This is a genomic window from Streptomyces sp. NPDC004838 (genome assembly GCF_053600955.1).
Genome location: NZ_JBSGAW010000007.1, coordinates 65,321 through 91,842, shown reverse-complemented (window position 1 = coordinate 91,842; position 26,522 = coordinate 65,321). Strand labels below are relative to the sequence as shown.

At 70.2% G+C, this 26,522-nt stretch carries 27 protein-coding genes; 6 read left to right on the top strand and 21 right to left on the bottom strand.

The features are described from left to right. Positions 1–254 precede the first annotated feature (254 nt). The 4 genes from ACWEFL_RS10505 to ACWEFL_RS10490 all read right to left on the bottom strand — a co-directional run bounded on the left by ACWEFL_RS10505 (position 255) and on the right by ACWEFL_RS10490 (position 3,823). A complete protein-coding gene (locus ACWEFL_RS10505) occupies positions 255–890 on the bottom strand; it encodes a GNAT family N-acetyltransferase (RefSeq protein WP_451710159.1) in 636 nt (211 codons plus the stop codon). A 186-nt stretch (positions 891–1,076) separates the two neighbouring features. Next, positions 1,077–1,910: a MetQ/NlpA family ABC transporter substrate-binding protein gene (locus tag ACWEFL_RS10500; RefSeq protein WP_451710157.1), complete on the bottom strand. Its 834-nt coding sequence runs from the start codon at positions 1,908–1,910 to the stop codon at positions 1,077–1,079. Positions 1,911–1,988: 78 nt separating this feature from the next. Then, a complete protein-coding gene (locus ACWEFL_RS10495; RefSeq protein WP_451710155.1) occupies positions 1,989–2,768 on the bottom strand; it encodes a methionine ABC transporter permease in 780 nt (259 codons plus the stop codon). Beyond that, positions 2,765–3,823 carry a methionine ABC transporter ATP-binding protein gene (locus ACWEFL_RS10490; RefSeq protein WP_451710153.1) on the bottom strand — a complete coding sequence of 353 codons (1,059 nt, stop codon included), beginning with the start codon at positions 3,821–3,823 and terminating at the stop codon, positions 2,765–2,767. Before ACWEFL_RS10490 ends, ACWEFL_RS10495 begins: the two co-directional genes overlap by 4 nt. Positions 3,824–4,549: 726 nt before the next feature. Between ACWEFL_RS10490 and ACWEFL_RS10485 the strand changes: the two genes are divergently transcribed. Together ACWEFL_RS10485 and ACWEFL_RS10480 are read left to right on the top strand one after the other, a co-directional pair. Beyond that, the gene (locus tag ACWEFL_RS10485) at positions 4,550–4,909 is read left to right on the top strand and encodes a hypothetical protein (RefSeq protein WP_451710151.1); all 360 of its coding nucleotides are present in this window, start codon (positions 4,550–4,552) and stop codon (positions 4,907–4,909) included. Between the two features lie 2 nt (positions 4,910–4,911). After that, positions 4,912–5,349: a hypothetical protein gene (locus ACWEFL_RS10480; RefSeq protein ID WP_451710149.1), complete on the top strand. Its 438-nt coding sequence runs from the start codon at positions 4,912–4,914 to the stop codon at positions 5,347–5,349. Positions 5,350–5,388: 39 nt separating this feature from the next. Here the strand turns inward: ACWEFL_RS10480 and ACWEFL_RS10475 are convergent, their stop codons facing one another. Both ACWEFL_RS10475 and ACWEFL_RS10470 read right to left on the bottom strand, forming a co-directional pair. Next, entirely contained in the window at positions 5,389–5,910 is a 522-nt protein-coding gene (locus ACWEFL_RS10475; protein WP_451710147.1) for a GNAT family N-acetyltransferase, read from the bottom strand. Between the two features lie 38 nt (positions 5,911–5,948). Then, on the bottom strand, positions 5,949–6,503 hold the full coding sequence (locus ACWEFL_RS10470; protein ID WP_451710145.1) for a sigma-70 family RNA polymerase sigma factor: 555 nt from the start codon (positions 6,501–6,503) through the stop codon (positions 5,949–5,951). Positions 6,504–7,057: 554 nt separating this feature from the next. Here ACWEFL_RS10470 and ACWEFL_RS10465 point away from each other — a divergent pair. After that, on the top strand, positions 7,058–7,750 hold the full coding sequence (locus ACWEFL_RS10465) for a lysophospholipid acyltransferase family protein (protein ID WP_451710143.1): 693 nt from the start codon (positions 7,058–7,060) through the stop codon (positions 7,748–7,750). A 103-nt stretch (positions 7,751–7,853) separates the two neighbouring features. Here the strand turns inward: ACWEFL_RS10465 and ACWEFL_RS10460 are convergent, their stop codons facing one another. Both ACWEFL_RS10460 and ACWEFL_RS10455 read right to left on the bottom strand, forming a co-directional pair. Then, on the bottom strand, positions 7,854–9,389 hold the full coding sequence (locus ACWEFL_RS10460; RefSeq protein WP_451710141.1) for an MFS transporter: 1,536 nt from the start codon (positions 9,387–9,389) through the stop codon (positions 7,854–7,856). Further along, positions 9,386–9,940 carry a TetR/AcrR family transcriptional regulator gene (locus tag ACWEFL_RS10455; protein WP_451710139.1) on the bottom strand — a complete coding sequence of 185 codons (555 nt, stop codon included), beginning with the start codon at positions 9,938–9,940 and terminating at the stop codon, positions 9,386–9,388. The genes ACWEFL_RS10460 and ACWEFL_RS10455 overlap by 4 nt, the downstream gene beginning before the upstream one ends. Positions 9,941–10,029: 89 nt before the next feature. On the opposite strand from ACWEFL_RS10455, the gene ACWEFL_RS10450 reads away from it, so the two are divergent. Then, on the top strand, positions 10,030–10,536 hold the full coding sequence (locus ACWEFL_RS10450) for an HAD domain-containing protein (RefSeq protein ID WP_451710436.1): 507 nt from the start codon (positions 10,030–10,032) through the stop codon (positions 10,534–10,536). 85 nt (positions 10,537–10,621) lie between these two features. On the opposite strand, the gene argH is transcribed toward ACWEFL_RS10450, so the two are convergent. Beyond that, positions 10,622–12,049, bottom strand: coding sequence for an argininosuccinate lyase (gene argH / locus ACWEFL_RS10445; RefSeq protein WP_451710137.1), 1,428 nt, complete (start codon positions 12,047–12,049; stop codon positions 10,622–10,624). A gap of 113 nt (positions 12,050–12,162) precedes the next feature. Continuing rightward, complete coding sequence (locus tag ACWEFL_RS10440; protein WP_451710135.1) at positions 12,163–13,359, bottom strand: argininosuccinate synthase; 1,197 nt, start codon at positions 13,357–13,359, stop codon at positions 12,163–12,165. Between the two features lie 119 nt (positions 13,360–13,478). Between ACWEFL_RS10440 and ACWEFL_RS10435 the strand changes: the two genes are divergently transcribed. After that, entirely contained in the window at positions 13,479–14,066 is a 588-nt protein-coding gene (locus ACWEFL_RS10435; protein ID WP_451710134.1) for a pyridoxamine 5'-phosphate oxidase family protein, read from the top strand. 372 nt (positions 14,067–14,438) lie between these two features. Here the strand turns inward: ACWEFL_RS10435 and ACWEFL_RS10430 are convergent, their stop codons facing one another. The 9 genes from ACWEFL_RS10430 to ACWEFL_RS10390 all read right to left on the bottom strand — a co-directional run bounded on the left by ACWEFL_RS10430 (position 14,439) and on the right by ACWEFL_RS10390 (position 23,343). Then, positions 14,439–14,975 (bottom strand): arginine repressor, encoded by a 537-nt coding sequence (locus ACWEFL_RS10430; RefSeq protein ID WP_451710133.1) that lies wholly within the window; start codon positions 14,973–14,975, stop codon positions 14,439–14,441. 7 nt (positions 14,976–14,982) lie between these two features. Further along, positions 14,983–16,206, bottom strand: a complete 1,224-nt coding sequence (locus tag ACWEFL_RS10425; protein ID WP_451710131.1) for an acetylornithine transaminase — start codon at positions 16,204–16,206, stop codon at positions 14,983–14,985. Continuing rightward, the gene (gene argB / locus ACWEFL_RS10420; protein ID WP_451710129.1) at positions 16,206–17,129 is read right to left on the bottom strand and encodes an acetylglutamate kinase; all 924 of its coding nucleotides are present in this window, start codon (positions 17,127–17,129) and stop codon (positions 16,206–16,208) included. The genes ACWEFL_RS10425 and argB overlap by 1 nt, the downstream gene beginning before the upstream one ends. Further along, positions 17,126–18,280: a bifunctional glutamate N-acetyltransferase/amino-acid acetyltransferase ArgJ gene (argJ, locus tag ACWEFL_RS10415; RefSeq protein WP_451710128.1), complete on the bottom strand. Its 1,155-nt coding sequence runs from the start codon at positions 18,278–18,280 to the stop codon at positions 17,126–17,128. The genes argB and argJ overlap by 4 nt, the downstream gene beginning before the upstream one ends. 148 nt (positions 18,281–18,428) lie before the next feature. Continuing rightward, complete coding sequence (argC, locus tag ACWEFL_RS10410; RefSeq protein ID WP_451710126.1) at positions 18,429–19,457, bottom strand: N-acetyl-gamma-glutamyl-phosphate reductase; 1,029 nt, start codon at positions 19,455–19,457, stop codon at positions 18,429–18,431. Positions 19,458–19,670: 213 nt separating this feature from the next. Then, positions 19,671–20,291 carry a response regulator gene (locus ACWEFL_RS10405; protein ID WP_451710124.1) on the bottom strand — a complete coding sequence of 207 codons (621 nt, stop codon included), beginning with the start codon at positions 20,289–20,291 and terminating at the stop codon, positions 19,671–19,673. Continuing rightward, positions 20,288–21,634, bottom strand: a complete 1,347-nt coding sequence (locus ACWEFL_RS10400; protein ID WP_451710122.1) for an ATP-binding protein — start codon at positions 21,632–21,634, stop codon at positions 20,288–20,290. Before ACWEFL_RS10400 ends, ACWEFL_RS10405 begins: the two co-directional genes overlap by 4 nt. A gap of 6 nt (positions 21,635–21,640) precedes the next feature. After that, the gene (locus ACWEFL_RS10395; protein ID WP_451710120.1) at positions 21,641–22,405 is read right to left on the bottom strand and encodes an ABC transporter permease; all 765 of its coding nucleotides are present in this window, start codon (positions 22,403–22,405) and stop codon (positions 21,641–21,643) included. Further along, positions 22,405–23,343: an ABC transporter ATP-binding protein gene (locus tag ACWEFL_RS10390; RefSeq protein ID WP_451710118.1), complete on the bottom strand. Its 939-nt coding sequence runs from the start codon at positions 23,341–23,343 to the stop codon at positions 22,405–22,407. The genes ACWEFL_RS10395 and ACWEFL_RS10390 overlap by 1 nt, the downstream gene beginning before the upstream one ends. 422 nt (positions 23,344–23,765) lie before the next feature. Here ACWEFL_RS10390 and ACWEFL_RS10385 point away from each other — a divergent pair, with 422 nt between their 5' ends. Then, positions 23,766–24,527 (top strand): dienelactone hydrolase family protein, encoded by a 762-nt coding sequence (locus ACWEFL_RS10385; RefSeq protein ID WP_451710117.1) that lies wholly within the window; start codon positions 23,766–23,768, stop codon positions 24,525–24,527. 104 nt (positions 24,528–24,631) lie between these two features. Here ACWEFL_RS10385 and ACWEFL_RS10380 read toward each other — a convergent pair whose 3' ends face one another. Together ACWEFL_RS10380 and ACWEFL_RS10375 are read right to left on the bottom strand one after the other, a co-directional pair. Next, positions 24,632–25,867, bottom strand: coding sequence for an epoxide hydrolase family protein (locus tag ACWEFL_RS10380; RefSeq protein WP_451710115.1), 1,236 nt, complete (start codon positions 25,865–25,867; stop codon positions 24,632–24,634). 113 nt (positions 25,868–25,980) lie between these two features. Continuing rightward, complete coding sequence (locus ACWEFL_RS10375; RefSeq protein ID WP_451710113.1) at positions 25,981–26,310, bottom strand: deoxyxylulose-5-phosphate synthase; 330 nt, start codon at positions 26,308–26,310, stop codon at positions 25,981–25,983. Positions 26,311–26,522 lie beyond the last annotated feature (212 nt).

Sequence of the window (26,522 nt, the reverse complement as noted above, 5' to 3'; positions counted from 1 at the left end):
CGCGGGGTTCCGGACAAACGGGCTCCTCGCCGGGAAGGCGGCCGCGGCCGGGACAGAGAGCCGAACGGGGCCCGGAGGAGGGCCGGAAGGGCCGGAAGGGCCGCAAAGCCGGAAAGAGGCACGGGTCCCGCGGCGGTTTCCGGCGGTCGTCGCACTCACCGCACTCCCCCGCCGTCGTCTCTCATCCCCCGTCGTCCCGTTCCCAGCCCAGCCGTGGTCCCGTTGCCGGCCGTCGTCCCGTCTCCCGGCCGGCGTCAGTCCCATTCGGTGAAGGAGGTGTGCCCGAACTCCGACGACGGGTCGGCCGCTCCCTCCAGGTCCTCGGGCAGCAGGCTCCAGACGATGAGATCGGTCCGGATCTCGGTCCAGCCGCCGTCGCCCGTGCGCGTACGCGCTATCCAGGCATTGCGCAGCACGCCCTCGCTGACGCATCCGATCTTCTGGGCCACCTGCTGGGACGCGGTGTTGTCGGCCGCGGTGCGCAGCTCCAGCCGTTCGAACTTCTGGTCACGGAAGAGCCATTCGGCGACCGCGAGCACCGATTCGGTGGCGTATCCCTCACCGCGCGCCCAGGGCGCGGTGACATACGAGGCTTCGGTGGCGAGTGTCCGCCAGTCGGTGTTTCGGAGCTGAACGGTTCCCACGAGCCGTTGTGTGAGGAATTCGGTGACGGCCAGGACGATGCCTCTGCCTCGGGTTCGGTATGAGGGAGCGATTCTTCGGATCCAGTCCTCCGCGTCGGAGGCTGCGTAGGGCTGGGGCACCGATGTCCAGGCGATGACCGTTTCGTCGTTCATCATCTCGGTGTACGCGGGGATGTCGGCTTCTTCGAGGGGGCGCAGCACCAATCGCTCCGTGCTGATGGACACGTCCGGAAAGGTGGTAGTCATGCGCCGCTCCGTAACCAAACCAGGGGCCTGCTGTAGCCGGGAACCAAGGGGCTCTGCCGAAAAGCCCAGCATGCAGCATGGGCCTGCCGAACCGCACCACAGGGTGCCGCACTTGCGGGCCGGGCGGAAAGCCGCGGGCCCCGCACTCCCCTCGAAGGAGTGCGGAGCCACGGTGGTTCGGGAGGGTCAGAAGGCGGGAATGACCGAGCCGTCGTACTTGTCCTCGATGAACTTCTTCACCTGGGGCGAGTGGAGCAGCTCGGCGAGCTTCTCGACCCTCGGATCCGTCTCGTCGCCCTTCTTGACGGCGAGGATGTTGCCGTACGGGTTGTCCTGGGCGGACTCCAGTACGAGCGCGTCGTTCTTGGGACTGAGCTTCGCCTCGACGGCGTAGTTGCCGTTGATGACGGCGGCGTCGACGTCGTCGAGCGCGCGCGGCACCTGGGCGGCCTCCAGCTCCTTGAACTCGATCTTCTTGGGGTTCTCGGCGATGTCCTTGGGCGTCGCGTCGTTGCCCGCGCCCGCCTTGAGCTTGATGAGGCCGTTCTGTTCGAGGAGTCTGAGGGCGCGCGCCTCGTTGGTGGTGTCGTTGGGCAGGGCGACGGTCGCGCCGTCCTTGAGGTCGGTCGTCTTCTGAACCTTCTTGGAGTAGAGGCCCAGCGGCTCCAGGTGGACCGTGACGACGGGGACGATCGTGGTGTCGTTCTTCTTGTTGAAGTCGTCCAGGTACGGCTTGTGCTGGAAGTAGTTGGCGCCCACCTCGCCGCTCTGGGTGGCCGTGTTGGGCGTCACGTAGTCGCTGAACTCCTTGACCTCCAGCTTGAGGTCTTCCTTCGCGGCCAGGTTGTCCTTGACGTAACCGAGGATCTCGGCGTGCGGGACGGAGCTGGCGGCGACGACGAGCGGGGCGTCGGCGTCGGCCTTGGCTCCCGAGCCGGAGTCGTCGCCGCATGCGGAGAGTCCGAAGGTGAGGGCTCCGACGGCCAGGACGGCGGTGGTGATCTTGGCAGTGTTACGCACGAAAAGTGCCTTTCTCCATGGGTGGTGCGGGTGGTACGGACCCGGGTCGGGTCACGGGGAGGGAAAGTCCTGGGGTGGTCAGGGGGTCTTCACGGGGTCCGTCGCCGCTTCCAGGACGGCCGTCTCCGGTGCGGGGCCGGTCTTCTCCGCCGCGGGGCCGGCTTTGAGGAACCGCAGCCTCGGCGCGGGGCCGCCGCCGCGTCCTCGCCGGTGCAGGCCGCGCGCCGCGTAGTCGCCGGCGAACTGGATGACGGAGATGACGACGGCGAGGACACCCACCGTGATCCACATCAGTTCGGTCTCGAAGCGCTGGTAGCCGTAGCGGATGGCGATGTCGCCGAGTCCCCCGGCGCCGACCGTGCCCGCCATGGCGGAGTAGCCGATGAGGGCGACGACGGTGGTGGTGGCGCTGGAGATCAGCGACGGCAGCGACTCGGGCACCAGAACCTTGCGTACGACGGTCCAGGTGCTGCCGCCCATCGACTGCACGGCCTCGACGAGTCCGCCGTCGACATCGCGTACGGCGGTCTCCACCAGCCGGGCGAAGAACGGGATCGCACCGATCGCGAGGGGCACGATCGCGCCCTCGCGGCCGATGGTGGTGCCGGTGATCGCCTTGGTGAACGGCATCAGGGCGACCATGAGGATGATGAAGGGCATCGAGCGCGTGACATTGACGAGCTGGCCGATCACCTTGTTCGCGAACGCGTTCGCCAGCAGGCCGCCCTTGTCGGTGAGGACGAGGACGATGCCCAGCGGCAGCCCGGCCACGACGGCGATGGCGGTGGACCAGCCGACCATGTAGAAGGTGTCCCAGCACGCCTGCTCCAGCAGGGGCCACATCTCGGACCAGGTCATTCGGCACCGTCCTTCACCAGAGCCACGGGGGTGGCGCCGGACGTGGCCGGGGCACCGGTGGCGATGTCGACCTGGAGTCCTTGTTCGCGCAGGAAGCCGATGGGGACGACGTTCTCCTCGAAGGGGCCGGGCAGTTCGATGCGCATCCGGCCGACCTGCCTGCCGCCGACGGTGTCCATCGCCGCGCCGAGGATCGAGATGTCGATGTTGTACGTACGGGAGAGCTGGGAGATCACCGGTCGGCCCGCGGTGTCGCCGTGGAAGGTGATGTCCACGACCGTGCGGCCGGCGCCGGAGGGCTCCCCGCTGACCGGGAAGAGCGCGGCGGCCAGTTCGGAGCCGGGCGTCGCGAGCAGTTCGGCGACGGTGCCGGACTCGGCGATCCTGCCCCCGTCCATGAGGGCGGCGGAGTCGCAGACCGTCTTGACGACGTCCATCTCGTGCGTGATGAGCAGCACGGTGAGTCCGAGCCTGCGGTTGAGATCGCGCAGCAGTTGGAGGATGGAGCGGGTGGTCTCGGGGTCGAGCGCGCTGGTCGCCTCGTCGGAGAGCAGCACCTTGGGGTCCCCGGCCAGTGCGCGGGCGATGCCGACGCGCTGCTTCTGTCCGCCGGAGAGCTGGCTCGGGTAGGACCTGGCCTTGTCGGTGAGGCCCACCAGGTCGAGGAGTTCGAGGGCCTTGCGGCTGCGCTCACGGCCGGAGAGGCCGAGGATCTCCAGCGGCAGTTCGACATTGCCCTGGACGGATCGCGAGGACAGCAGGTTGAAGTGCTGGAAGACCATGCCGATACGGCTGCGGGCCTCGCGCAGTTCCCTGCCGGCGCGGGGGCCGGACCCGGCGAGGGCGGTGAGGTCCCGGCCGTCCACGGTCACGGTGCCGGATGTGGGGCGCTCCAGCAGATTGACGCAGCGGATGAGCGACGACTTTCCGGCGCCGCTCTGACCGATGACGCCGTACACCTCGCCTTCCCTGACGTGGAGGTCGACGCCGTCCAGGGCGGTGACCTCGCGTCCTCGCGAGCGGTAGACCTTGGTCAGGCCCGATGTGGTGATCACTGGGGTGTCCGTCACTGTCGAGTGCGCGGCGGAGTCGTCGCCGGGCACGGGGTGTTTCTCTACGGGACTTCGAGGGGGTCGTCCGCTCGGTGCGCTTCCGCGCTCGTGCGGGGAACCGCCACGACGTCGGCGCACGGCACGGCTCCGTCCGGGAGCACCGGCGACGTCCGGATCGTGCGGACCGGGATCGTGCGGACCCGGATCGTGCGGACCCGGATCGTGCGGAGCCGGATCGTGCGGACTTCGGGGCGGAAGGACGGTGGTGCGTGCGCGGGGCGGCGCCGATCCGGGTCAGGGGATCCGGCGTCCGCGCGGTCTCACTTCGGGGCGCGAGATACGGTCAGGGGCCCTCAGAAGTCGCGCATTCGACACAGACAACGAGCACCGGGCGTCGTGATCGCCTCGGTCGCAGGAGTGCGGCTGCTCGTCGTGGTCATGGCGGCAAGTAAAGCAGACGGCCCCGACGGGAAGAGCAGGTCGTCCGAATAGCGGACGGGTCCGGCAGGCCGCGCGATCTTGACCACGCCCTTCGCCGCAGGCCGACTTCCCTTCGCTGACCTGCGACGATACGGCCCGACGGCGACCGCGGGCGGAGGGGGACGGCCGGTCCGCTGTGGTCAAGACCACGGTGGCCGGTTCTCCATGTGCTCCACGTCGCCCGCCGTACCCTGCGGGCGTCCGGGGCCGCCCGCTTCCGGCTCCCGGCTCCGTAATAGTCTCGGGGCCATGCTCGACGCCCTGACCGTCGCGGTCGCCGTGTCCGCGCTCGCGCTCGCCGCCTGGTGCGGCTTCGCCGCCTACCGGGACCAGCCCACCAAGGACTGGCACTTCATCGGCATGGCGGTGGTGACGGTGCTGGCGCTGGTTCAGCTCGTGGTGGGCGTCGTCCAGCTGGCGCGGGGCGAGAAGGCGGACCAGGGCACGACGATCTTCGTCGCGTATCTGATCGGGGCGTTCGCCTCGGTCCCGGCGGCCGGAGTCCTGTCGCTGGCCGAGCGGACCCGCTGGGGCTCGGCGACCGTCGCGGCCGGCGCCGTCCTGCTGGCGGTCCTGGAAGTGCGGCTCTACGACATCTGGGGAGGCTGACGATGGCAGGGCCCGCCACCATCGAGGAGAAGCCGCGGGACACCAGACTGGTCCGGGGCCCCGGACTGCTGCTGGTCTGGCTGTACGGGGTGATGTCGGTGGGCGCGGTGTCGCGCTCGCTCTTCCACATCCTCACCGACTTCTCCAGCGCGCCGCTCGCCCACGGGCTCTCCGCGGTCGCGGCCGTGGTGTACGCGTTCATCACGTACACCCTGGTACGCGGCGGGGAGGCGGCCCGCAGGGCGGCGCTGGTGTGCTGCGCCGCCGAGCTGGCCGGCGTGCTGATCGTGGGCACCTGGACGGTCGTGGATCCGTCCGCCTTCCCCGACACCACGGTGTGGTCCGGGTACGGCATGGGGTATCTCTTCATTCCGGTACTGCTGCCGGTCACCGGGATGCTGTGGCTGCGCCGCTCCCGCCGACGGGCGACCACGGTCTGACCGGGCGGCCATCGTCCGACGGGGCCCGGCCCAGGTCACTCAGGCGCTGGCCGCGAAGGCCCGCGCCGCGCCCTCGTTCTCCAGGGAGACGAGTTTCTCCAGGGTGACCAGGGTGAGCCTCGGGCCCACCTGCTCGCTGCCGACCTTCACATAGCCGTGGCTGCGGTAGAGCCGGAGATTTCCCTCGCTGCGGTGGCCGGTGAAGAGCTGGAACCGCCGGGCGGCGGGCTCCGCCGCGAAGTGGGCCTCGATCGCGTCGAGGAGCCGTCCGCCGAGACCGTGACGCTGCATCCTCGGGTGCACGATCAGCTTGGCGATCCGTGCGGTCCCGTCCTCGTCGACGCTGCCGCGTACGGAGGCGACCACTTCGTCCCCGAGCCGGGCCACCAGGGCGTGGCCCCGGCCGACTTCGGCGCGCAGATCGTCGAGGGACTGGGTGAGGGGCTCGATGGCGTAGTCGCCGTACAGCTCCGCCTCGCTCTGGTAGCACAGGTACTGGAGCTTGAGGATCTGCTCCGCGTCCTGGGCTCTCGCCGCTGAGATGGTCACGCTCATCCCCATGTGCGCACGCCTCCCGCTCAGATGTTCACGCCGGTTGTCTACCGCTCCATTCCCCCATGTTCAGGAGCCGCAACCTCTGCCGTGAGCATTCTGCGCAGGCATCCCAGGCATCGGGAACGCATGGGCCCCAGACTTCCTTGTGAGATTCCCAACTCTCCTGCGATTTCGCGGTATGTAGGGTCTTGTGGAGACAACATCGCAGCCAGCAGCCGGGGGCACGCTCCCGGGGTGCGGGCCACGGCGGCCCGTACCGTACGGTGCCGTTCCGCCCTGAGGAGGGCCCGTTCGGGGCTGCCCGCCGAATCCGGCGGCGGTACCGGTCCCAGCGGCCGCTCCCGTGCGGCTCTCCGGCGGGCCCGGCGGACCTCGGCCCGTACGACCGAACGCACCCATCGGGCGGCGTCCGCCGGGGGTCCGGAGCCTTCGAGCCGTTCGAACAACCGTACCCAGACGGCCTGTTCCAGATCGCCCGGATCCATCGCCGCGCCGGGCGCCTCGGCCGTCGCCTCCGCCCGCACCAACGGGCGCAGCGCGCTGACCAGCTGGGCCGTGACAGCCACGGCATCCACGGGCGGCTCATCGAGAAGCGTCATGCCCGGCGTGACGTGCCGTCGACGGGCGGCGGTTGCCGTGCGACGGCACAGTCACCCGTACGGACGCCGCTGCCGACGAGCCCACGGCGCTCGGACTCGGAAGTCCGCGGCCACCAACTCGGGCGCGGAAGTCCGCGGCCACAGGCCCTGTTCCGGGACGTCTACCTGTGGGTCCTACGGGTCCATGTCGACGCCGGGCGCGGAGCGACCGGTTGCGCCGTCCGGCGCATGCCGCCGGGCTCGAACGGCTGACCGGGGAAGGGCGAGTGTCGGCGGGCACGCGGCTCGGCCGGTCCATGTGATGTCCCGCACCCGGCAGGTGCGCGCGACGCCGGGGAGCGGGGCGCGCCACGCCGAGGACGCTGGACGAACACGGCCCGAAAAAACCTCGACACTCCGTATCCGGTCCGTGAACCCGATGTGCGATCAGGCGTGACCCGCGAGTATCGTCCTCACCTGCACTGACCTCTCCACCGAGCAACCGCGGATCCGCGCCGGACAGCGCCGATCTCCACCGCCCGTCCACGGCACCCCGTCCACGTCACCGTCTGTCCATGACACCGGAGGACCCGTTGTCCCGCTTGTCGCTCATCAAGGCCGTTCTAGGACCGATCCTGCGCCTGATGTTCCGCCCTCGCGTGGAAGGCGTCGAGAACATTCCGGGCTCCGGTGCCGTCATCCTCGCCGGGAACCATCTGACCTTCATCGACTCGATGATCCTTCCACTGGTGTGCTCGCGGCCGGTCCACTTCATCGGCAAGGACGAGTATGTGACGGGCAAGGGCCTGAAGGGCCGTCTGATGGCCTGGTTCTTCACGGGGGTGGGCATGATCCCGGTGGACCGCGACGGGGCGAACGGCGGAGTGGCCGCGCTGATGACCGGCCGGCGGGTGCTGGAGGAGGGCAGGATCTTCGGCATCTACCCCGAGGGCACGCGCTCCCCCGACGGCCGGCTGTACCGGGGCCGTACGGGAATCGCCAGGCTCACCCTGATGACCGGCGCGCCCGTCGTGCCGTTCGCCGTGATCGGCACGGACAAGCTCCAGCCGGGCGGCACGGGGTTGCCGCGGCCGGGCCGGGTGACGATCCGCTTCGGCGAGGCGCTGGAGTTCTCGCGGTACGAGGGCATGGACCGGGACCGCTATGTGCTGCGGGCCGTCACCGACTCCGTGATGGCGGAGGTCATGGCGCTGTCGGGACAGGAGTACGTGGACATGTACGCGACGAAGGTGAAGGAAGCGGCGTAGGGACCGGCAAGGGGCCGGGGCCGACCACGGGGTTCCCCTGGTCGGCCCCGGCCCCTTGCGCCAGGTCCGCGCACCCCGGCATCCGCCCCCGCGCCCCCTGGGATCAGTGCTCGATGCCGTCCTCGAGCCGCTGGCCCTTGAGGAGGAACCACGCGGCGATCGCCGTCGCGAAGAGGACCGCCGAGCCGACCGCGCCGGCGACGTGGAATCCGTCGGCGAAGGCGTCCCTCGCCGAGGCGAGGAGGGCCGTTCCCTGCTCCTGGGTCAGCGTGCCCGCGGCTTCCGTCGCTCCGCCGAGCGAGTCACGCGCGGCGGTCGCCGCGTCCGCGGGGACGCCCGCCGGAACCGTGAAGTCGCGGTAGACGCCGGTGACGATGGAGCCGAGCAGCGCGATGCCGAGGGCCGCGCCCAGTTCGTACGCCGTCTCGGAGACGGCCGACGCCGCGCCCGCCTGTTCCTTGGGAACGCTGGAGAGGATGACGTCCGCCGTCACGGTGAACGCGAGTCCGGCGCCGACGCCGCCCAGGAAGAGCGCGAGGCCCAGCGCCACCACGCCGGTGTCCGCGGACAGCAGGGTGCAGGCCGCCAGGGCGAGTCCCACGGCGACCAGTCCGAAGGAGACCGCGCCGCGCACGGATGTCCTGCGGGCGAGAAACCCCGCCAGCAGGCCCGCGCCGACCGCGCCGACCGCCGCGGGCAGTTCGATCAGGCCCGCCTCCAGCGGTGAGCGTCCCTGCACGAGCTGGAGGAACTGCGAGAGGAAGAAGACCAGCCCGGAGAGTCCGAGGATGGTCAGCAGATCCGCCAGCACCGCGCCGGAGAAGCCCCGGTTGTGGAAGAGCCGCACATCCAGCAGCGGTGAGTGCAGCGTCAACTGACGTCGTACGAACCAGATCAGCGCGCTGATACCGATGACCGCCGCCCCGGCCGAGCCCGCGCTCAGACCGTGGACCGCCATCTCCTTGATGGCGTAGACGACGGCGATCATGCCGATCAGCGAGAGGGCGACGCTGAGAAGGTCCCAGGGGCCCGGGTTCGGATTGCGCGACTCGGGGAGCAGCTTGACGCCGACGACGACGAGAATCGCCATGACGGGCAGGTTGATGAGGAAGACTGAGCCCCACCAGAAGTGCTCCAGCAGGAATCCGCCGACGACGGGACCGACCGCCGCGCCCGCGGAGGCCGCCGCGCCCCAGACGCCGACGGCGATGCTGCGTTCCCTGGGGTCGTGGAAGATGTTGCGGATCAGGGCGAGCGTGGACGGCATCAGGGTCGCGCCGGCGACACCGAGCAGGGCACGTGCGACCATCATCATCTCGGGGCTGGTGGCGTACGCGTTGATCACGGAGACCGCGCCGAACGCGACCGCGCCCGTGAGCAGCAGCTTCTTGCGGCCGATGCGGTCGCCGAGGCTGCCCATGGAGATCAGCAGTCCCGCGATGATGAACGAGTAGATGTCGCCGATCCAGAGCAACTGGGTGCCGGTCGGCTGGAGGTCCTCGCTCAGAAACGGTGTGGCCAGGCCGAGTACGGTGGCGTCCACCGCGACGAGCAGCACGGCCAGCACGAGGACGGCCAGCGCGAGCCAGCGGCCCGGTGCGCGTACGGTCTCCTTCGTCAGCTGGTCGGTACTGGTCATTTCTGCACGCTCCGTCGTGTGACACCGCCGAGCAGCAACTCGGCGATCATGAATTGGTAGTCCTGGGCCGCGACCCGGCCGCTCTGCACGGCCCAGGCGCCCGAGCTGACGAGCCCGTAGAGGGCCTCGGTGAGCCAGCTGGCGGTGAGATCGATCCGGAAGCCGCCCTCCTCCTGGCCGCGCTGGAAGAAGGCGGCGACGCGGGCGTCGAGGCGGGCCCAGCCCTCGTTGACCTCTTCGCCCTCGAAGAGCTGGTTCTCGGTGAACAGGAAGGCCAGCAGCGCCGCGCCGGACGCGGTCTCGGCGACGAGCCTGCGCAGCGCGTCGGGCGCGTCCCCCTCGTCGAGCCGGGCGGCGTCCAGCGCCGCCTCGAACTCCCGGATCCCGAGGTCTTCGAGCGCCCGCACCAGCGCGTCCCGTCCCGCGAAGTGCCGGTGCAGGGTGGCCCTGCCGATGCCCGCGGCCTTCGCGACCTCGTCCATGGTCGCGGTCGCTTTTCGGGAGAGAACCGCGGCCGCGGTCCGCAGAACCTGTTCACGATCGACTGTCATGAGACAAGCATAGCCTAATTGAGACGTCGATGTCTCATCAGATGCCGCACGGACTCACGCGGCAGACAGGTGAAGGGAAGAACGCGCGTATGAAGCCGCTGCTGCTGATCGATGTGGACGGGCCGCTCAATCCCTACGGGGGCAAGCCCGAACGCCGTCCCGAGGGCTATACGACCCACCGCATGCGGCCCACCGGCTGGACCGAGCGCAAGCCGCTGCGGGTGTGGCTCCATCCCGGCCACGGGCGGGAGCTGCTCGCGCTCGCCGAGAGCTACGAACTGGTGTGGGCGACGACCTGGAAGGCCGAGGCGAACGTCTGGGTGGGTCCGCCGTTGGGGCTGCCGGAGCTGCCGTTCATCGACTGGCCCGCCATGCACGGGGCCTCGCCGCGCGGGACGTTCTGGAAGACGCAGTACATCCTCCGGTACGCGGCCGGGCGGCCCTTCGCCTGGCTGGACGACGAGATCACCGAACTGGACCGGGAGTACGTGGCCCGACACCACCTCGCCGCCGCCCTGCTCCTGCGCGTCGACCACCGGATCGGGCTGACCCGGCCGGACTTCGACGCGCTCGCGGAGTGGGCGGCGGCACGATAGCGGGCGGCAGGCAGCGGAAGCCGTGGCAGCCGCACGGCTTCCGTGTGGCTTCCGTGTGGCCGCCGGCCGCGACTGTTGCGTACGGCTACTTCTTGGCGGTGGCCCAGGCGTGCTGGACCGCCAGGTCGGCCTTGACCTCGGCGAGCTGGACGGCGACGGCTGACGGGGCCGTACCGCCACGGCCGTCACGGGAGGCGAGCGCGCCCGGAACGTTGAGCACGGCGCGGACGCCGGGAGTCAGATGCGCCGAGATCCCGGCGAACTGCGCGTCCGTGAGCTGGTCCAGCTCGATGCCCCGAGCCTCGCACTCCTTGACGCACTCGCCGGCGACCTCATGGGCGACCCGGAACGGCACCCCCTGCTTGACCAGCCACTCCGCGATGTCCGTCGCCAGTGAGAAGCCCGCCGGGGCCAGCTCCCGCATCCGCTCCCGGTTGACGGTGAGAGTGGCCATCATCCCGGTGAAGGCGGGGAGCAGGACCTCCAGCTGGTCGCAGGAGTCGAAGACCGGTTCCTTGTCCTCCTGGAGGTCGCGGTTGTACGCGAGCGGCAGCGCCTTCAGCGTCGCCAGCAGGCCCGTGAGGTTGCCGATGAGCCGGCCGGACTTTCCGCGCGCCAGCTCGGCGATGTCCGGGTTCTTCTTCTGCGGCATGATCGAGGAGCCGGTGGAGAAGGCGTCGTGGAGGGTGACGAAGGAGAACTCCTTCGTGTTCCAGATGATGATCTCCTCGGCGATCCGGGAGAGGTTCACCCCGATCATCGCGGTGATGAACGCGAACTCGGCGACGAAGTCCCGCGAGGCCGTGCCGTCGATCGAGTTGCCCGCCGAACCGCGCTCGAAGCCGAGATCGGCGGCGACCGCCTCCGGGTCCAGCCCGAGCGAGGAGCCCGCGAGCGCCCCGGAGCCGTACGGGGAGACAGCCGTCCGCTCGTCCCACTGCCGCAGCCGCTCGGCGTCACGGGAGAGCGACTGGACGTGCGCCAGGACATGGTGGGCGAAGAGGACCGGCTGGGCGTGCTGAAGGTGGGTGCGGCCGGGCATGGCGACGTCCGGGTGCGCCTCGGCGAGGCCCACCAGCGCGTCCTGGAGTTCGGCGATCAGTCCGCCGATGATCCGGGCGTGGTCGCGCAGATACATCCGGAAGAGGGTGGCCACCTGGTCGTTGCGGGAGCGGCCGGCGCGGAGCTTGCCGCCGAGGTCCGGGCCGAGGATCTCCAGCAGGCCCCGTTCGAGCGCGGTATGCACGTCCTCGTCCGCGATGGTGCCGGTGAAGGAGCCGTCGGCCACCGTCGCTTCGAGCCGGTCGAGCCCGCTGAGCATCCGGGCCAGTTCGTCCTCGGTGAGCAGGCCCGCCGTGTGCAGCACCCGTGCGTGGGCGCGGGATCCGGCGATGTCGTACGGCGCGAGGCGCCAGTCGAAGTGGACCGACGCGGAGAGTTTCGCCAGGGCCTCGGCGGGACCGTCGGCGAACCGGCCGCCCCAGAGCCGGACGTCACCGTTGTTGCTGCTCACAGCTGAAGCTCCTCAGGAGGTGGAAGTGCGACGCCTCCCCACTCCCGCGCGGGAGTGGGGAGGCGATGGCCGTACACGTCGTGCACAGGGAAGCGGATCGGGGTCCCGTGGACTCAGCCCGCGAGGTCGCGCTTGGCCGCGATCTTCGCCGACAGGCCGAAGAGCTCGATGAAGCCCTGGGCCTTCGACTGGTCGAAGGTGTCGCCCGAGTCGTACGTCGCGAGGTTGAAGTCGTACAGCGACTCGTCGGACTTCCGGCCGGTGACGACGGCGCGACCGCCGTGCAGGGTCATCCGGATGTCGCCGCTGACGTGCTGGTTGGCCTCGTTGATGAAGCCGTCGAGGGCCCGCTTGAGCGGGGAGAACCACAGGCCGTCGTAGACCAGCTCGCCCCAGCGCTGCTCGACCTGCCGCTTGTAGCGGGCCAGCTCGCGCTCGACGGTGACGTTCTCCAGCTCCTGGTGGGCGGTGATCAGCGCGATCGCGCCCGGGGCCTCGTACACCTCACGGGACTTGATGCCGACGAGCCGGTCCTCGACCATGTCGATCCGGCCGACGCCCTGGCCGCCCGCGCGCTCGTTGAGCTGCTGGATGGCCTGGAGGACGGTGACGGGCCGGCCGTCGATGGCGACCGGGACGCCTTCCTTGAAGGTGATGACGACCTCGTCGGCCTCGCGCGGCTCGGCGGGGTTGGAGGTGTACTCGTAGATGTCCTCGATCGGCCCGTTCCAGATGTCCTCCAGGAAGCCGGTCTCGACGGCCCGCCCGAAGACGTTCTGGTCGATGGAGTACGGCGACTTCTTGGTGGTGGCGATCGGGAGCTGCTTCTCCTCGCAGAAGGCGATCGCCTTGTCACGGGTCATCGCGTAGTCCCGCACGGGCGCGATGCACTTCAGGTCGGGACCGAGCGCGGAGATGCCCGCCTCGAAGCGGACCTGGTCGTTGCCCTTGCCGGTGCAGCCGTGGGCGACGATCCCGGCGTCGTGCTTGCGGGCGGCGGCCACGAGGTGCTTGACGATGGTGGGCCGGGAGAGGGCGGAGACCAGCGGGTAACGGTCCATGTAGAGGGCGTTGGCCTTGATCGCCGGGAGGCAGTACTCGTCGGCGAACTCGTCCTTGGCGTCCGCGACCTCGGCCTCGACGGCACCGCAGGCGAGCGCGCGCTTGCGGATGACGTCCAGGTCCTCGCCGCCCTGGCCGACGTCCACGGCAACGGCGATGACCTCGGCGCCCGTCTCCTCGGCGATCCAGCCGATGGCGACGGAGGTGTCCAAACCGCCCGAGTAGGCGAGTACGACGCGCTCGGTCACGGGATTCTCCTTACGGTGCATTCGGTGATGGCATAAGTATGCATCACTCTGTATGTTTCGTCAACGAGTGCTCTCGGCGGGCACGGCCGCACCGGACCGCGGTCCGAGACAATGGGCGCATGGGACAGCGCTACGAACGAATCGAAGGCCGGATCCGGGCGTTCATCGAACAGCAGCCGGTGTTCTTCACGGCGACCGCTCCGCTCGCCGGTGACGGGCATGTGAACCTCTCTCCCAAAGGCCGCGCCGGGACCCTCGTCGTCATCGACGCGACGACCCTCGCCTATCTCGACTTCGGCGGCAGCGGAGCCGAGACCATCGCCCATCTCCGCGAGGAGGGCAACGGCCGCATCACCCTGATGTGGTGCGCCTTCTCCGGTCCGCCGAAGGTGCTGCGGGTGCACGGCAGCGGGGAGGCGGTCTTCCGGGACGATCCGCGCTGGCCGGATCTTATCGGTCTCTTCGAGGACGCCGACGGTCCCGGTGCCCGCGCGATCGTCCTCGTCCACGCCCGCCGTATCAGCGACGCCTGCGGGTTCGCCGTGCCGTTCATGGACTACCGCGAGGAGCGGACCCAGCACGCCGAGCACTTCGGCCGCAAGTCGGACGCCGAGTTCGCCGCGTACTGCGAGAAGAAGGAGCACGTGGGGGTGAGCCTGGACGGGCTCCCGGCGCTGCCGCTGCCACTGCCGGCGCGTACGGACTGACCCGCGGGGCCGTCCGGCCGCTGCTCCGGCAGGCAGGAGCCGGAACCGGCCGACACCGGTCGGCACTGTGGCCGGAGAGGCTCGCCCGTCGGCCCGCCGTGTTCCGGTGCGGTGCCTCTCGCGCGCGAGGCGGCGGTTCGCGGTTCGCACGCGGCCGTACGCACACGGTCCGGCGGAGTCGGCCGGGCTGTCACCGGGACACCCGCCGAGGGGTGGGGGACACCGGGACCGTGCCCGGCCCCACCCCTCGCCGCGTACCGACCGCCGACCGCCTGCGGGCACTCCCACAGGCCGTCGTCGGACGCGGCACGGCGCACCGCTCGCACGCACCGCTCACGCGCGCGGATCAGCGGCCGGATTCACCGCGACCGCTCAGCGGTCGTTCTGGGCGAGCCTCAGCAGATGGTCCGCGAGCGCCTGGCCGCCCATCGGATCGCGGCTGATCAGCAGCAGGGTGTCGTCGCCCGCGATCGTGCCGAGGATGTCGTGCAGCTCCGCCTGATCGATGGCCGAGGCGAGGAACTGGGCGGCGCCCGGTGGCGTACGCAGCACCACGAGATTGGCGGACGCCTCCGCGGAGATCAGCAGTTCCCCGGAGAGCCTCCGCATCCGCTCCTCCTTGGCGGACTCCCCCAGCGGAGCCTGCGGAGTCCGGAAGCCGCCCTCGCTGGGCACCGCGTAGATCAGCTCACCACCGGTGTTGCGGATCTTCACCGCGCCCAGCTCGTCGAGGTCGCGGGAGAGCGTCGCCTGGGTGACGTTCAGCCCGTTGTCGGCGAGCAGCTTGGCGAGCTGGCTCTGGGAGCGCACCGGCTGCCGGTTGAGGATGTCCACGATCCGGCGGTGGCGTGCCATCCGGGTCTGCGGAACGGCGGGCCCGCCGTGCTCGGTCTCCTGCGCCTCGGTCATCGTCGTCTCATTCCCCGGATCGTCCTTCCCCGTCGGTGGAGCCGTGCCCGCCTGCCGCGCCGAGAACGCCCGGCAGTGCGGCGATGAACGCGTCCACGGCGGCCTCGCCGATGATCAGCGGCGGCATCAGCCGTACGACATCGGGGGCCGGGACGTTCACCAGGAACCCCGCGCTCTGCGCCGCCCGCTGGAACTGGGGTGCGAGGGGTTCGTTGAGCACGATACCCAGCAACAGGCCGGCGCCACGGACCCGGGAGACGAGCGGGTGGTTCAGGGACTCGATTCCTTCGCGGATCTTCTCGCCGAGCCTCTTGACCTCGTCGAGTGCTCCGTCGGCGGAGAGGGTGTCCAGTACGGCCAGTCCCGCGGCGCAGGAGACCGGGTTCCCGCCGAAGGTGGTGCCGTGCTGACCGGGCTTCAGCAGTTCGGCGGCCTCGCCGAAGACGAGCGTCGCACCGAGCGGCAGCCCGCCGCCGAGCGCCTTGGCGAGCGTGACGACATCGGCGTCGACCCCCTCGGCCTGGGCCGCGAACCAGTGGCCTGTACGCCCGATGCCGGTCTGGACCTCGTCCAGCACGAGCAGGGCGCCCTTGGCGCGGGTGATCTCCCGAGCGGCGGTCAGATATCCCTTGGGCGGCACGATGACGCCGTTCTCGCCCTGGATGGGTTCGATGATGACGAAAGCGGTCTCCTCGGTGACGGCCGCGCGCAGCGCGTCGGCGTCCCCGTACGGGACATGGGTGACGTCGCCCGGCAGCGGGAGGAACGGATCGCTCTTGCCCGGCTGGCCGGTGAGGGCGAGGGAGCCCATCGTCCGGCCGTGGAATCCGCCCTGGGTGGCGACCATATGGCGGCGGCCCGTCAGCCGACCGATCTTGAAGGCGGCCTCGTTGGCCTCCGCGCCGGAGTTGCAGAAGAAGACGCGGCCGGGGCGGCCCGCGAGCTGGATCAGCCGCTCGGCGAGCGCCACGGGCGGCTGGGCGATGTAGAGGTTGGAGACATGGCCGAGGGAGGCGATCTGCCGTGAGACGGCCTCCACGACGGCCGGGTGGGCGTGGCCGAGGGAGTTCACGGCGATGCCGCCGACGAAGTCGGTGTACGCGGTGCCGTCCGCGTCCCAGACCGTGGCGCCCTCGCCGCGGACGAGGGTGAGTCCGGGGGTGCCGTAGTTGTCGGTCATCACGTCCCGCCAGCGCTGGACGTACTCCTGGTTGGTCGACTGATCGGACATCATTCCCCCTCCGTCACAGGCTCTCCGTCGGGCACGACCATCGTGCCGACGCCGTCATCGGTGAAGATCTCCAGCAGGATGGAGTGCGGTACGCGTCCGTCGATGACGCGGGCCGTCTCGACACCGTTGCGGACGGCGTACAGGCAGCCCTCCATCTTGGGCACCATGCCGCTGGAGAGATCGGGCAGCAGTTTCTCCAGCTGGGTCGCGGTGAGCCTGCTGATCACTTCGTCGCTGTGGGGCCAGTCCTCGTACAGCCCCTCGACGTCGGTGAGGACCATCAGGGTCTTGGCGCCGAGCGCCGCGGCCAGCGCCGCCGCGGCCGTGTCGGCGTTGACGTTGTAGACGTGGCCGTCGTCCTCGGCCCGTGCGATCGAGGAGACGACGGGGATGCGGCCGTCCTCCAGGAGCGCCTCGACGACACCGGTGTCTATGGCGCTGATCTCGCCGACGCGGCCGATGTCGACGAGTTCGCCGTCGATGGTGGGCTGGTGCTTGACGGCGGTGATGGTGTGGCCGTCCTCGCCGGTGAGACCGACGGCGAGCGGGCCGTGCTGGTTGAGCAGCCCGACCAGGTCGCGCTGGACCTGGCCGGCCAGGACCATCCGTACGACGTCCATCGCCTCGGGTGTGGTGACCCGCAGGCCCGCCTTGAACTCGCTCTCCAGACCGTGGCGGTCGAGCTGGGCGCTGATCTGCGGGCCGCCGCCGTGGACGACGACCGGCTTGAGGCCGGCCTGCCGCAGGAAGACGACGTCCTGGGCGAAGGCGGCCTTGAGATCCTCGTCGATCATGGCGTTGCCGCCGAACTTGACGACGACGATCCTGCCGTTGTGCCGGGTCAGCCAGGGCAGAGCCTCGATGAGGATCCTGGCCTTGGGAAGCGCGGTGTGCTTCCGGGTGCGGCTCTGCTCGTCGTTCATGAGCTGTACGCGCTGTTCTCGTGGACGTAGTCGGCGGTGAGGTCGTTGGCCCAGATGACCGCGGATTCGGAGCCGGCGGCGAGATCGGCGGTGATGCCGACCTCGCGGAAGCGCATGTCGACCAGGTCGCGGTCCTCGCCGACGGAGCCGTTCTTGCACACCCAGACGCCGTTGATGGCGACGTTCAGCCGGTCGGGTTCGAAGACGGCCGAGGTGGTGCCGATGGCGGAGAGCACCCGGCCCCAGTTGGGGTCCTCGCCGTGGATGGCGCACTTGAGGAGGTTGTTACGGGCGATGGAGCGGCCGACCTCGACGGCGTCGTCCTCGGTCGCGGCGCCGATGACCTCGATACGGATGTCCTTGGACGCGCCCTCGGCGTCGCCGATGAGCTGCCGGGCGAGGTCGTCGCAGACGGCCCGTACCCCGGCGGCGAACTCCTCGTGGCCGGGTGTGACCCCGCTCGCTCCGGAGGCGAGCAGGAGCACGGTGTCGTTGGTCGACATGCAGCCGTCGGAGTCGATCCGGTCGAAGGTGACGCGGGTGGCGGCGCGCAGCGCCCGGTCGAGGGGCTCGGCCTCCAGGTCGGCGTCGGTGGTGAGGACGACGAGCATGGTGGCGAGGCCGGGGGCGAGCATGCCCGCGCCCTTGGCCATGCCGCCGACGGTCCAGCCCTCGCCCCGGTGGACGGAGGTCTTGTGGACGGTGTCGGTGGTCTTGATGGCGATGGCGGCCCGCTCGCCGCCGTCCTCGGTGAGCTGCGCGGCGGCGGTCTCGATGCCGGGGAGCAGCCTGTCCATGGGGAGCAGCAGGCCGATGAGCCCGGTGGAGGCGACGGCGATCTCGCCCGCGCTGTGCCCTTCGAGGACCTCGGCGGCCTTCTCGGCGGTGGCGTGGGTGTCCTGGAATCCCCGGGGGCCGGTGCAGGCGTTGGCGCCGCCGGAGTTGAGGACGACGGCGGTGACCGCGCCGCCCTTGAGGACCTGCTCGGACCAGAGGACGGGGGCGGCTTTGACGCGGTTGGAGGTGAACACGCCCGCTGCGGCTCGGCGGGGCCCGTTGTTGACCACGAGGGCCAGGTCGGGGTTGCCGCTGTCCTTGATCCCGGCGGCGATGCCCGCGGCCGTGAATCCTCTCGCTGCGGTGACGCTCACTGCATCTCCTTCTTCTTCGATTCTCCGCCCGCGCGGTGCGCCGGTGCGGTCTTCGCCGTCCGTGGCCCGGTCGCCCGAGGGTCGCCGGGCCGCGCGGTGCGGCGGCTGGTGCGGTACTGCCGGAGCGGCGCCGTGGGTGTCCCGTCGCTCACGGGGCGGTTCCGACCGTGGAGAGTCCGGTGTCCTCGGGGAGCCCGAGGGCGATGTTCATGCTCTGTACCGCGCCGCCCGCGGTGCCCTTGGTGAGGTTGTCGATCGCGCTGACGGCGATGACGCGGCCCGCGGTCTCGTCGTACGCGACCTGGATCTGGACGGCGTTCGATCCGAGGACGGACGCGGTGGCGGGCCACTGTCCCTCCGGCAGGAGGTGGACGAACGGCTCGTCGGCGAGCGCCTTCTCGTACGCGGCCCGTACGTCCTGGGCGGTGGTGCCCGGCTTCGCCTTGGCGGAGCAGGTGGCGAGGATGCCGCGGGCCATGGGCGCGAGGGTCGGGGTGAAGGAGACGGTGACCGGCTCCCCCGCCACCGCGGTCAGGTTCTGGCTCATCTCGGGGGTGTGGCGGTGGGTGCCGCCGACGCCGTACGGGCTCATGGAGCCCATGACCTCGGATCCGAGCAGATGGGGCTTGAGGGACTTGCCCGCGCCGGAGGTGCCGGAGGCGGCGGTGATCACGGCTTCGGGTTCGGCGAGTCCCGCCGCGTACGCCGGGAGGAGGGCGAGCGTCACGGCGGTGGGGTAGCAGCCGGGCACCGCGATGCGCTTGGCGCCCGTCAGCGCCGCGCGGGCCCCGGGCAGTTCGGGCAGCCCGTACGGCCAGGTCCCGGCGTGCGGGGATCCGTAGAACTTCTCCCAGTCGCGGGCGTCCTCCAGCCGGAAGTCGGCGCCCATGTCGACGACGAGCACCGCGTCGCCGAGCTGTTCGGCGACGGCGGCGGACTGCCCGTGCGGGAGCGCGAGGAAGACGACGTCGTGCCCGGCGAGCACCTCGGCGGTGGTCGGCTGGAGCACCCGGCCCGCCAGGGGAAGCAGATGCGGCTGAAGCCCGCCGAGGGGCCGACCCGCGTTGCTGTTGCCCGTGAGCGCGCCGATCTCCACGCCGGGGTGCGCGAGGAGCAGCCGCAGCAGCTCACCGCCCGCGTAACCGCTCGCTCCCGCCACTGCTGCCCGTACCGCCATCGAACCCTCCTCGTCGATGGCATGACTATACGCACCACCGAACTTTTATGCAATAACGCTCCGGCGGAATCGGCCACTGCGGCGTGGCCGAGCCCTTCACTTGGCGAATGAGCGCGACCACTTGGCGAATGAGCGCGACACCCGGCGAGCCGAGCGTTCAGCGTCGATGACGCTCGCGACGGTCCTGCCGTGCGGCGGCCGGCAGCGGGGGCGTCACGTGAGCAGGCGACGGCGGTAGCCCTCGGCCACCGCCGAGGCTCGATCACGAACGCCGAGTTTGTCGTAGATGTGCTGCAGATGGGTCTTGATGCTCGCTTCGCCGATGAACAACGCCGCAGCGGCCTCTCGATTCGAACTGCCGTTCGCGACCAATTGCAGCACCTCCTTCTCTCGATCGGTCAGTGTGCTGGCGCCGGGCCGCCGAACCTGCCCCATCAGGTGCTGCGTCACCGACGGAGCGAGCACCGACTCTCCACGCGCGGCCGCACGGACGGCTCGCATCAGCTCTTCGGGCAGAGCGTCCTTCAGGAGATATCCGATCGCGCCCGCCTCGATCGCCGACAGCACGTCGCTCTCGCTGTCGAAGGTGGTCAGGATCAGCACTCGGGCACTCGGGGCCCGCTCGCGCAGGGCCGCGGTCGCGGCGACGCCGTCCATCCCGGGCATCCGAAGGTCCATGAGCACGACATCCGCTGCCAGCGGCTCCGCACGTTCGATGCCCTCGACGCCGTCCCCGGCCTCACCGACCACGACGATGTCCTCGGCGTCCGTAAAGGTGTCGCGAAGACCGCCCCTCACGATCGGATGGTCGTCGACGATGACCAGTCGAATCATCGGTCGGTCTCCCCCTTCGCTCTCGTGCCCCCGGGGGCGATCGCCGGAACGCGCACACTGACGGATGTCCCTTCACCCGGTGCGCTCTGCACCTCTACGTGACCGCCGACCCCTCTGATGCGCTGGCGCATGCTCGTCAGGCCGAAGCCGGTGCCGACCCCTTCGGCGAACCCGCGTCCATCATCCCGCACGTCCAACAGCACCTCGGTGCCCGTGTACGACAGCGTGACACCGACGCGCGTGGCCGCCGCGTGCTTCGCCACGTTGGTCAGCGACTCCTGCGCGACCCGGAAGAGCGACACCTCGATCGCCGGGCTCAGTGGCTCTCGGGTGCCGGTGACCTCCACCCGCGCGCTGATCCCCTGGTCCTTTGACCATCGCTCGGTCAACGTGCGCAGCGCGTCGGGGAGGTGCGCTCGCCCGAGTTCCTGGGGAGCGAGCGCCTGTACGGACCGTCTGGCCTCGGTCAGACTGCCGCGCGCGAGCCGAAGTGCACGCGCGACGTGCTCTTCCGTCTCGCCCCGCGCATTCGCGGCACGCTCCGCTGCCTGGAGCTGTGTGATGATGCCGGCGAGACCCTGGGCCAGGGTGTCGTGGATTTCGCCGGCCAATCGCTGCCGCTCATCCTGCGCCCCGGATTCACGGGCCTGGGCGACCAGTTGCGCATGGAGCCCGGCGTTCTCGTGCAGTGCCGCCTCGAGTCGCTCGACGAGTTTCTCCCGCTTGCGTTCCTCTGGTTCGCTGCGCGCCGTCAGCAGGATGCCCACCCCGATCGCCGCGGTCTGCACGGCGACGATCAGAGTGAACTCCGCGAGCATGTCCGGGGTCGGGTCGGCCCACACGCGCATCGCCGAGCCGTTGAGGGCCACGGAGGTGGCCAGGACTCCGAGCACCCCCAACGGCCACGGCCTGAGCAAGTACGCGTGGAAGAAGCCCGCGATGGTGAAGACGAGGAAGATGTCGGAGTACGTCATGAGGGTGACGCACAGCGCCAGCAGCCCGACGAAGAAGATGCCCGCCGACACGGGCCCGAGCGTCCTCCTCTTGATGGGCAGCGTGTGACCGAACAGCACCCACAGCACCGAGACCGCGACCAGCCCGAGGACGGACGCGCCCTCGGGCCGGAAGCGTTCACCGGAAGCCGGAAGCACCCACGAGAAATAGATCGCCGTCGAGATCGTCAGCAGCAGCCACGGTGTGATCAACTGCAGAAGGTCCCAGACCCGTAGCTGCTCCTCTTTCCAGGCCAACCGGGAGCGATTCGCGATCTCCGCCTCTTCCGCGATGGCGGATTCGCGCGTCCCGAAGCTCGGGCGCTCACCGGCCCCGGAATCCCTCGTCATCGACATCTACTCCCAGCGGAAGAGCTTGGCTGCGATCGCGCTCGCGGCCCCTGCGATACCCGCCATGACGGCAATCTGCAGCCAGAAGGGCTGCCCGCCGGCGGTGGCGGTGACCTCGCCGGCTTCGGCGGACCACGCCACGGTGAGAGCCTGCAGCCCCGGCGGTATGAATTCACCGACCTCGCGCAGCACGTCGGGCATGAGGACACGAGGCAGGAAGGCTCCGCCGAAGAACATCAGCGCAACGAACAGGAGAGTACCGATCTGGTTCGCGGCACTGCTCGTGCGGGCCACGGCCGCGGAGATCATGCCGAGCCCGAGCAGTGCCGCGTAGCCGACGATGCAGGCGACGACGAACTCCAGGGGCCGCTCGGGCGGCGCGATATCCAGCACCGCCCACGCGAGGAAGATCATGAGTGCCGCGGAGACGACCACGGAGGCGAACGCGACAATCATCTGCGCGAGCAGGACACTCCGCGGATGCGCGGGAGTGGTCGACAGCCTGCGCAGGATGCCGCGCTCACGATACGTCGCGATCACCGCCGGGACGTGCTGCACGGCGATCATCACCATCCCGAACACCAGCGCGGTCGGCGCCCAGATGTCGATGGACCGGAGTTCGCCGGTTTCCTGCGACGGCTCTCTGAGCGCCGGAATGGCACCCAGCCCGAGCAGGAGTCCCGCCGGGAACAGCACACCGAAGACGACGGTGGCAGAGTCTCGAAGGAAGAGTTTCGTCTCGACCTTGACCATCTTCAGGAGAGCACGCATCAGTCAGCCCTCTCCTCTCGGAGGGGTTCTGGGGACTCCGGGGCGCGCCCCGTAAAGGCCGCGAACGCGTCGTCGAGGTTGCGCTGGTCGACGCGGAGGTCCTCCACCACGACCCGCGCCCTGGCGAGAGCCCCCGCGACGCTGCTCAGAAGCCGCCCCCTGCCGGTGACCAGCCAGCGGCCCTCGGTGATCTCTACATCGGTCACGTCGGGAAGCTCGGTCAGGACACTCTTGTCCAGCGGTTGACTCACGCGGAACCGGACCTGCTGCACCGCGCTCGACTGCGCGATCAGCCCTGCGGGCGTATCCACCGCGGCGACCCGGCCGCCATCGATGACGGCGATCCGGTCGCTGAGGCGCTCCGCTTCATCCATGAAGTGCGTGACAAGGAGGATCGTGACGCCCGCGTCACGAACCCGCTCGATGAGGCTCCAGGTGTCGCGCCTCGCCTGCGGGTCCAGTCCCGTCGTGAGCTCGTCGAGAATCGCGACCTTCGGATTGCCGACCAGAGCGAGCGCGATCGAAAGCCGCTGCTTCTGCCCGCCTGAGAGAGCCTTGTACCGCGTGTCGCGCTTCTCGGCGAGCCCAAGGAGTTCCATGAGGTCGCGCCAGTCGGCGGGGTTCCGGTAGAAGGAGCCGTAGAGTTCGAGGGCTTCGGCGACCTTGATCGCGTCTGGGAAGCTGCTCTCCTGCAGTTGCACGCCGAGTCGCTCACGCACCTCCGCCCGGTCCTTGACCGGGTCGAGTCCCAGCACAGAGATCGAGCCCGAGTCGGGCGTTCGCAGGCCGGCGATGCTCTCGACGGTTGTCGTCTTGCCGGCGCCGTTGGGCCCGATGATGCCGAAGATCTCTCCCTCTTCAACGGTGAAAGAGACGTCGTCGACGGCAACGTGCCGCCCGTAGCGCTTGTGTAGATTTCGCACTTCCAATGCGGTCATACCGCGAAGTTACGGACGCGCCGCACCCCGCCACATCGACCGTAGGGTCTGGGCTCGGGTTGATTCGCGCCTCCACCGTTCGGTGGATCCACAGCACCTTGCGGAGCGCCCGAGGCCCTGTTGGTCGTCGCGCTGTCCATCACCGCGGCGCGCGGCTGACCTGGGGGACGGACCGGCCCCGCGGCGGGGCCCGGAGCCTGCCTTGAGACGAGTGGCTCCGTGGCGCCCGGCCACAGAGCCTCCGCGAAACCCGTGGCGGACCACGGCGACCGCTGCTACGTTTCCGGAGGCCGTGCGAGAGAACGAGGAGGTGGTACCCGTGAACGCAGTATCGACATGGGTGCTCCCCTCCGGGGTCACGGTCGGACGTGAGACAGGTCGTCCGGGAGCGCCGCTCAGGAGCACTCCCGAAAGGCACGACCATGCACTTCACTTCGGAACAACGCCTCGATGACGGCGTCCTCGAACGCGAATTCACCCTCGGCGAGATCCCCGGCACCCTGTGGACGCCTGAATCCGCCGAACCGTCCCCGCTGATCCTCATGGCCCACAACAACGGCCTGCCCAAGGCACAGCCCCGGCTGGTGGCCCGGGCCCGGCAGACCGCGGCGTACGGCTACGCGGTGGCCGCCATCGACGCCGCCGGGTGCGGCGACCGGCCCCGTTCCGCCGCCGACGAGCAGGCTCGCGCCGACCTCCGACGGGCACTACGGGCCGGAGAGCCGGTCGACGAGATCTTCGAGTCCATCGTCGGCCCGCTGGTCGAAGGGGCGGTCCCGGACTGGCGGACCACCCTGGACGCCCTCCTCGCGCTGCCCGAGATCGGCGGCCCGGTCGGGTACTCGGGGTGGGCCGCCCTCGGCATCCGCCTCGCGGTGGCCGAGCCGCGCATCGAGGCCGCCGGTTTCTTCGCCGGGGGTTACGTGCCCCGCGCCCAGCGCGAGGAGGCCCGGCGGGTCACCGTCCCGCTGCTGTTGCTGCTGCAGTGGGACGACGACGGGAACCCCCGGCAGCGGGCCCTGGACCTGTTCGACGCCTTCGGCACCGAGGAGAAGACGCTGCACGCCAATCTGGGCGGACACACCGGCACCCCGTGGTTCGAGGTGGAGGACGGGGCCCGGTTCTACGACCGGCACCTGAACTACGGCCGGACCGTCAGGCCGGCAGCGGACGGTAGGCAGTAGGCAGCGCCGGCCGGGTGCCGCTCATCGAGGACAGGTCCCCGCCCTCCTCGATGAGCGGTGTCCGGCAAAGGCACGACCGCCCGGATCGCGATGGAACCGGCCGTTCAGGGCCTGCGGCCGTGAAAGGTGCGGCGCAGGTCGCTCACCCAGGCGTCGGGGTTCTCCCAGGGGATGAAGTGGCCGCCGTGGTCGTGGGCGTTGACGTTGACGTGGTTGAACCAGTCGGCCTGCGGGCCGGTCTTGAACGCCCGGACGCGCTCCTCGGCGGTGTGGATGCCGGGCGGGTTCTCGTACGTGACGAAGGTGAGGCCGACCGGGGCCTGCACGACCGGAGTGCGGTCGTGGGCGGGGACCCAGGGGTAGCGGTTGGCGTTGGCGTAGTAACGCATCGACGTGGCGATGGAGTTGTTCGCCCAGTAGATCGTGGCGTGGGTGAGCAGGTCGTCCTTGGTGAAGACGGACTCGACGTCGCCGCCGTTGTCGCTCCAGGCGTCCCAGCGCTCCAGCAGCCAGGCGAGCAGTCCGGCGGGTGAGTCGCTCAGCCCGTGGGCCAGGGTGGCGCCGTCGAGCATGTGCACGGCGAGGTGGGACGCCCAGCGGTGGTCCTGCTCGACGATACGGGCGCGGACGTCGGCGTGCTGGTCGTCGGTGAGGGGCCGGTTCCGGGCGAAGTCCCAGGCGCGGGGGCCGGTGAAGAAGTCGAGCGGCAGGCCGGAGCCGATGTGGATGCCGTACAGCTCGTCGGCGTACTTGTGGCCGAGCTGGCTGGAGACGATCCCGCCGATGTCGCAGCCCCCGGCGGCGTACTTCTCGTATCCCAGGGTCTCGGTCATCAGGGTGTGCCAGAGGTCGGAGACCTTCCAGAAGTTGACGTCCGGAAAGCCGGTGAGCGGGCCGGGGAAACCGAAGCCGGGCAGGGAGGGCACGATGACGTCGAACGCGTCGGCGGGGTCACCGCCGAACGCGGCCGGGTCGGCGAGCGGGTCGATCACCTTCGACCAGTGCCAGAACGTCCACGGCCAGCCGTGGGTGAGGATCAACGGGATCGGGCGGGGGCCGCGGCCGGGTTTGCGCATGAAGTGCACCGGGACACCGGCGACGCTCACCCGGTAGTGCTCGTAGGCGTTGATGGCGGCCTCGGCCTCGCGCCAGTCGTAGCCGTCCCGCCAGTAGGCGACCAGCTCACGGAGACGGCTGTCCGGGACGCCGTAGGACCCGTCCTCATTCCCCTCGTCCAGCGGCGGACGGGTCGATGTGAGACGGGCGCGCAGGTCATCGAGGACCTCGTCGGGCACATGGATCGGGGTGGGCTCCAGGGGGATGGTCTGCGGGGTGGTCATGGCGCGGTTCCGTGGTTCCTCACTGGTAGAAGGAAGCCTCACTGGGCAGGGGGAAGCGGTCTCGTCGGTGCGGGTCGAGCCGGCGAGGCCGCGCGTTCGGGCCCCGTACTCCGTCAGGGCATGTTCCACCGGACGAGCGACTTGGCGACCGGTTCGCCGCTGCGCCGGGCGTAGGCCAGCCGTTCACGCACCTCTCGCAAGGTCCGCGGTCGGTACCCCGGCCCGCCGCAGCAGCTCTTGTGGAAGCCGACACCGGCGTTCAGCAGCGTGGTGAGGGTCCGCCAGGCCGCGATGTCACGACGCCGGGGTGCGGCGAAGGCCGACCCGGCGTGGAGCATCGGTTCCGCACAGCGCGGACAGATCCGCTGCCTCGTGCGGTCGTAGGACTGCTTGTACGGGACACGGCACGAGAGGCAGACGTACGAGGTCCTTGCAGGAGTCATGTGATCAGCCTAGAGATCGCGTCGTGAGCCGCCCAGCGGATTTCGTCGCGCCGGAAGCCGGAAGGGTGAGCGGCCGCATGTGGGGTGAGCCGTCCCGCTCGGCCGGGCGGCCGGAGCGTTCGGTCGCCATGTGCCGCGGCGGGCCGGTCCGCGGGCGCGGCGGGACGGTCCGGTCCGCAGGTGGGGCGGCGCTCGGGAGGGCGGTGGGACTT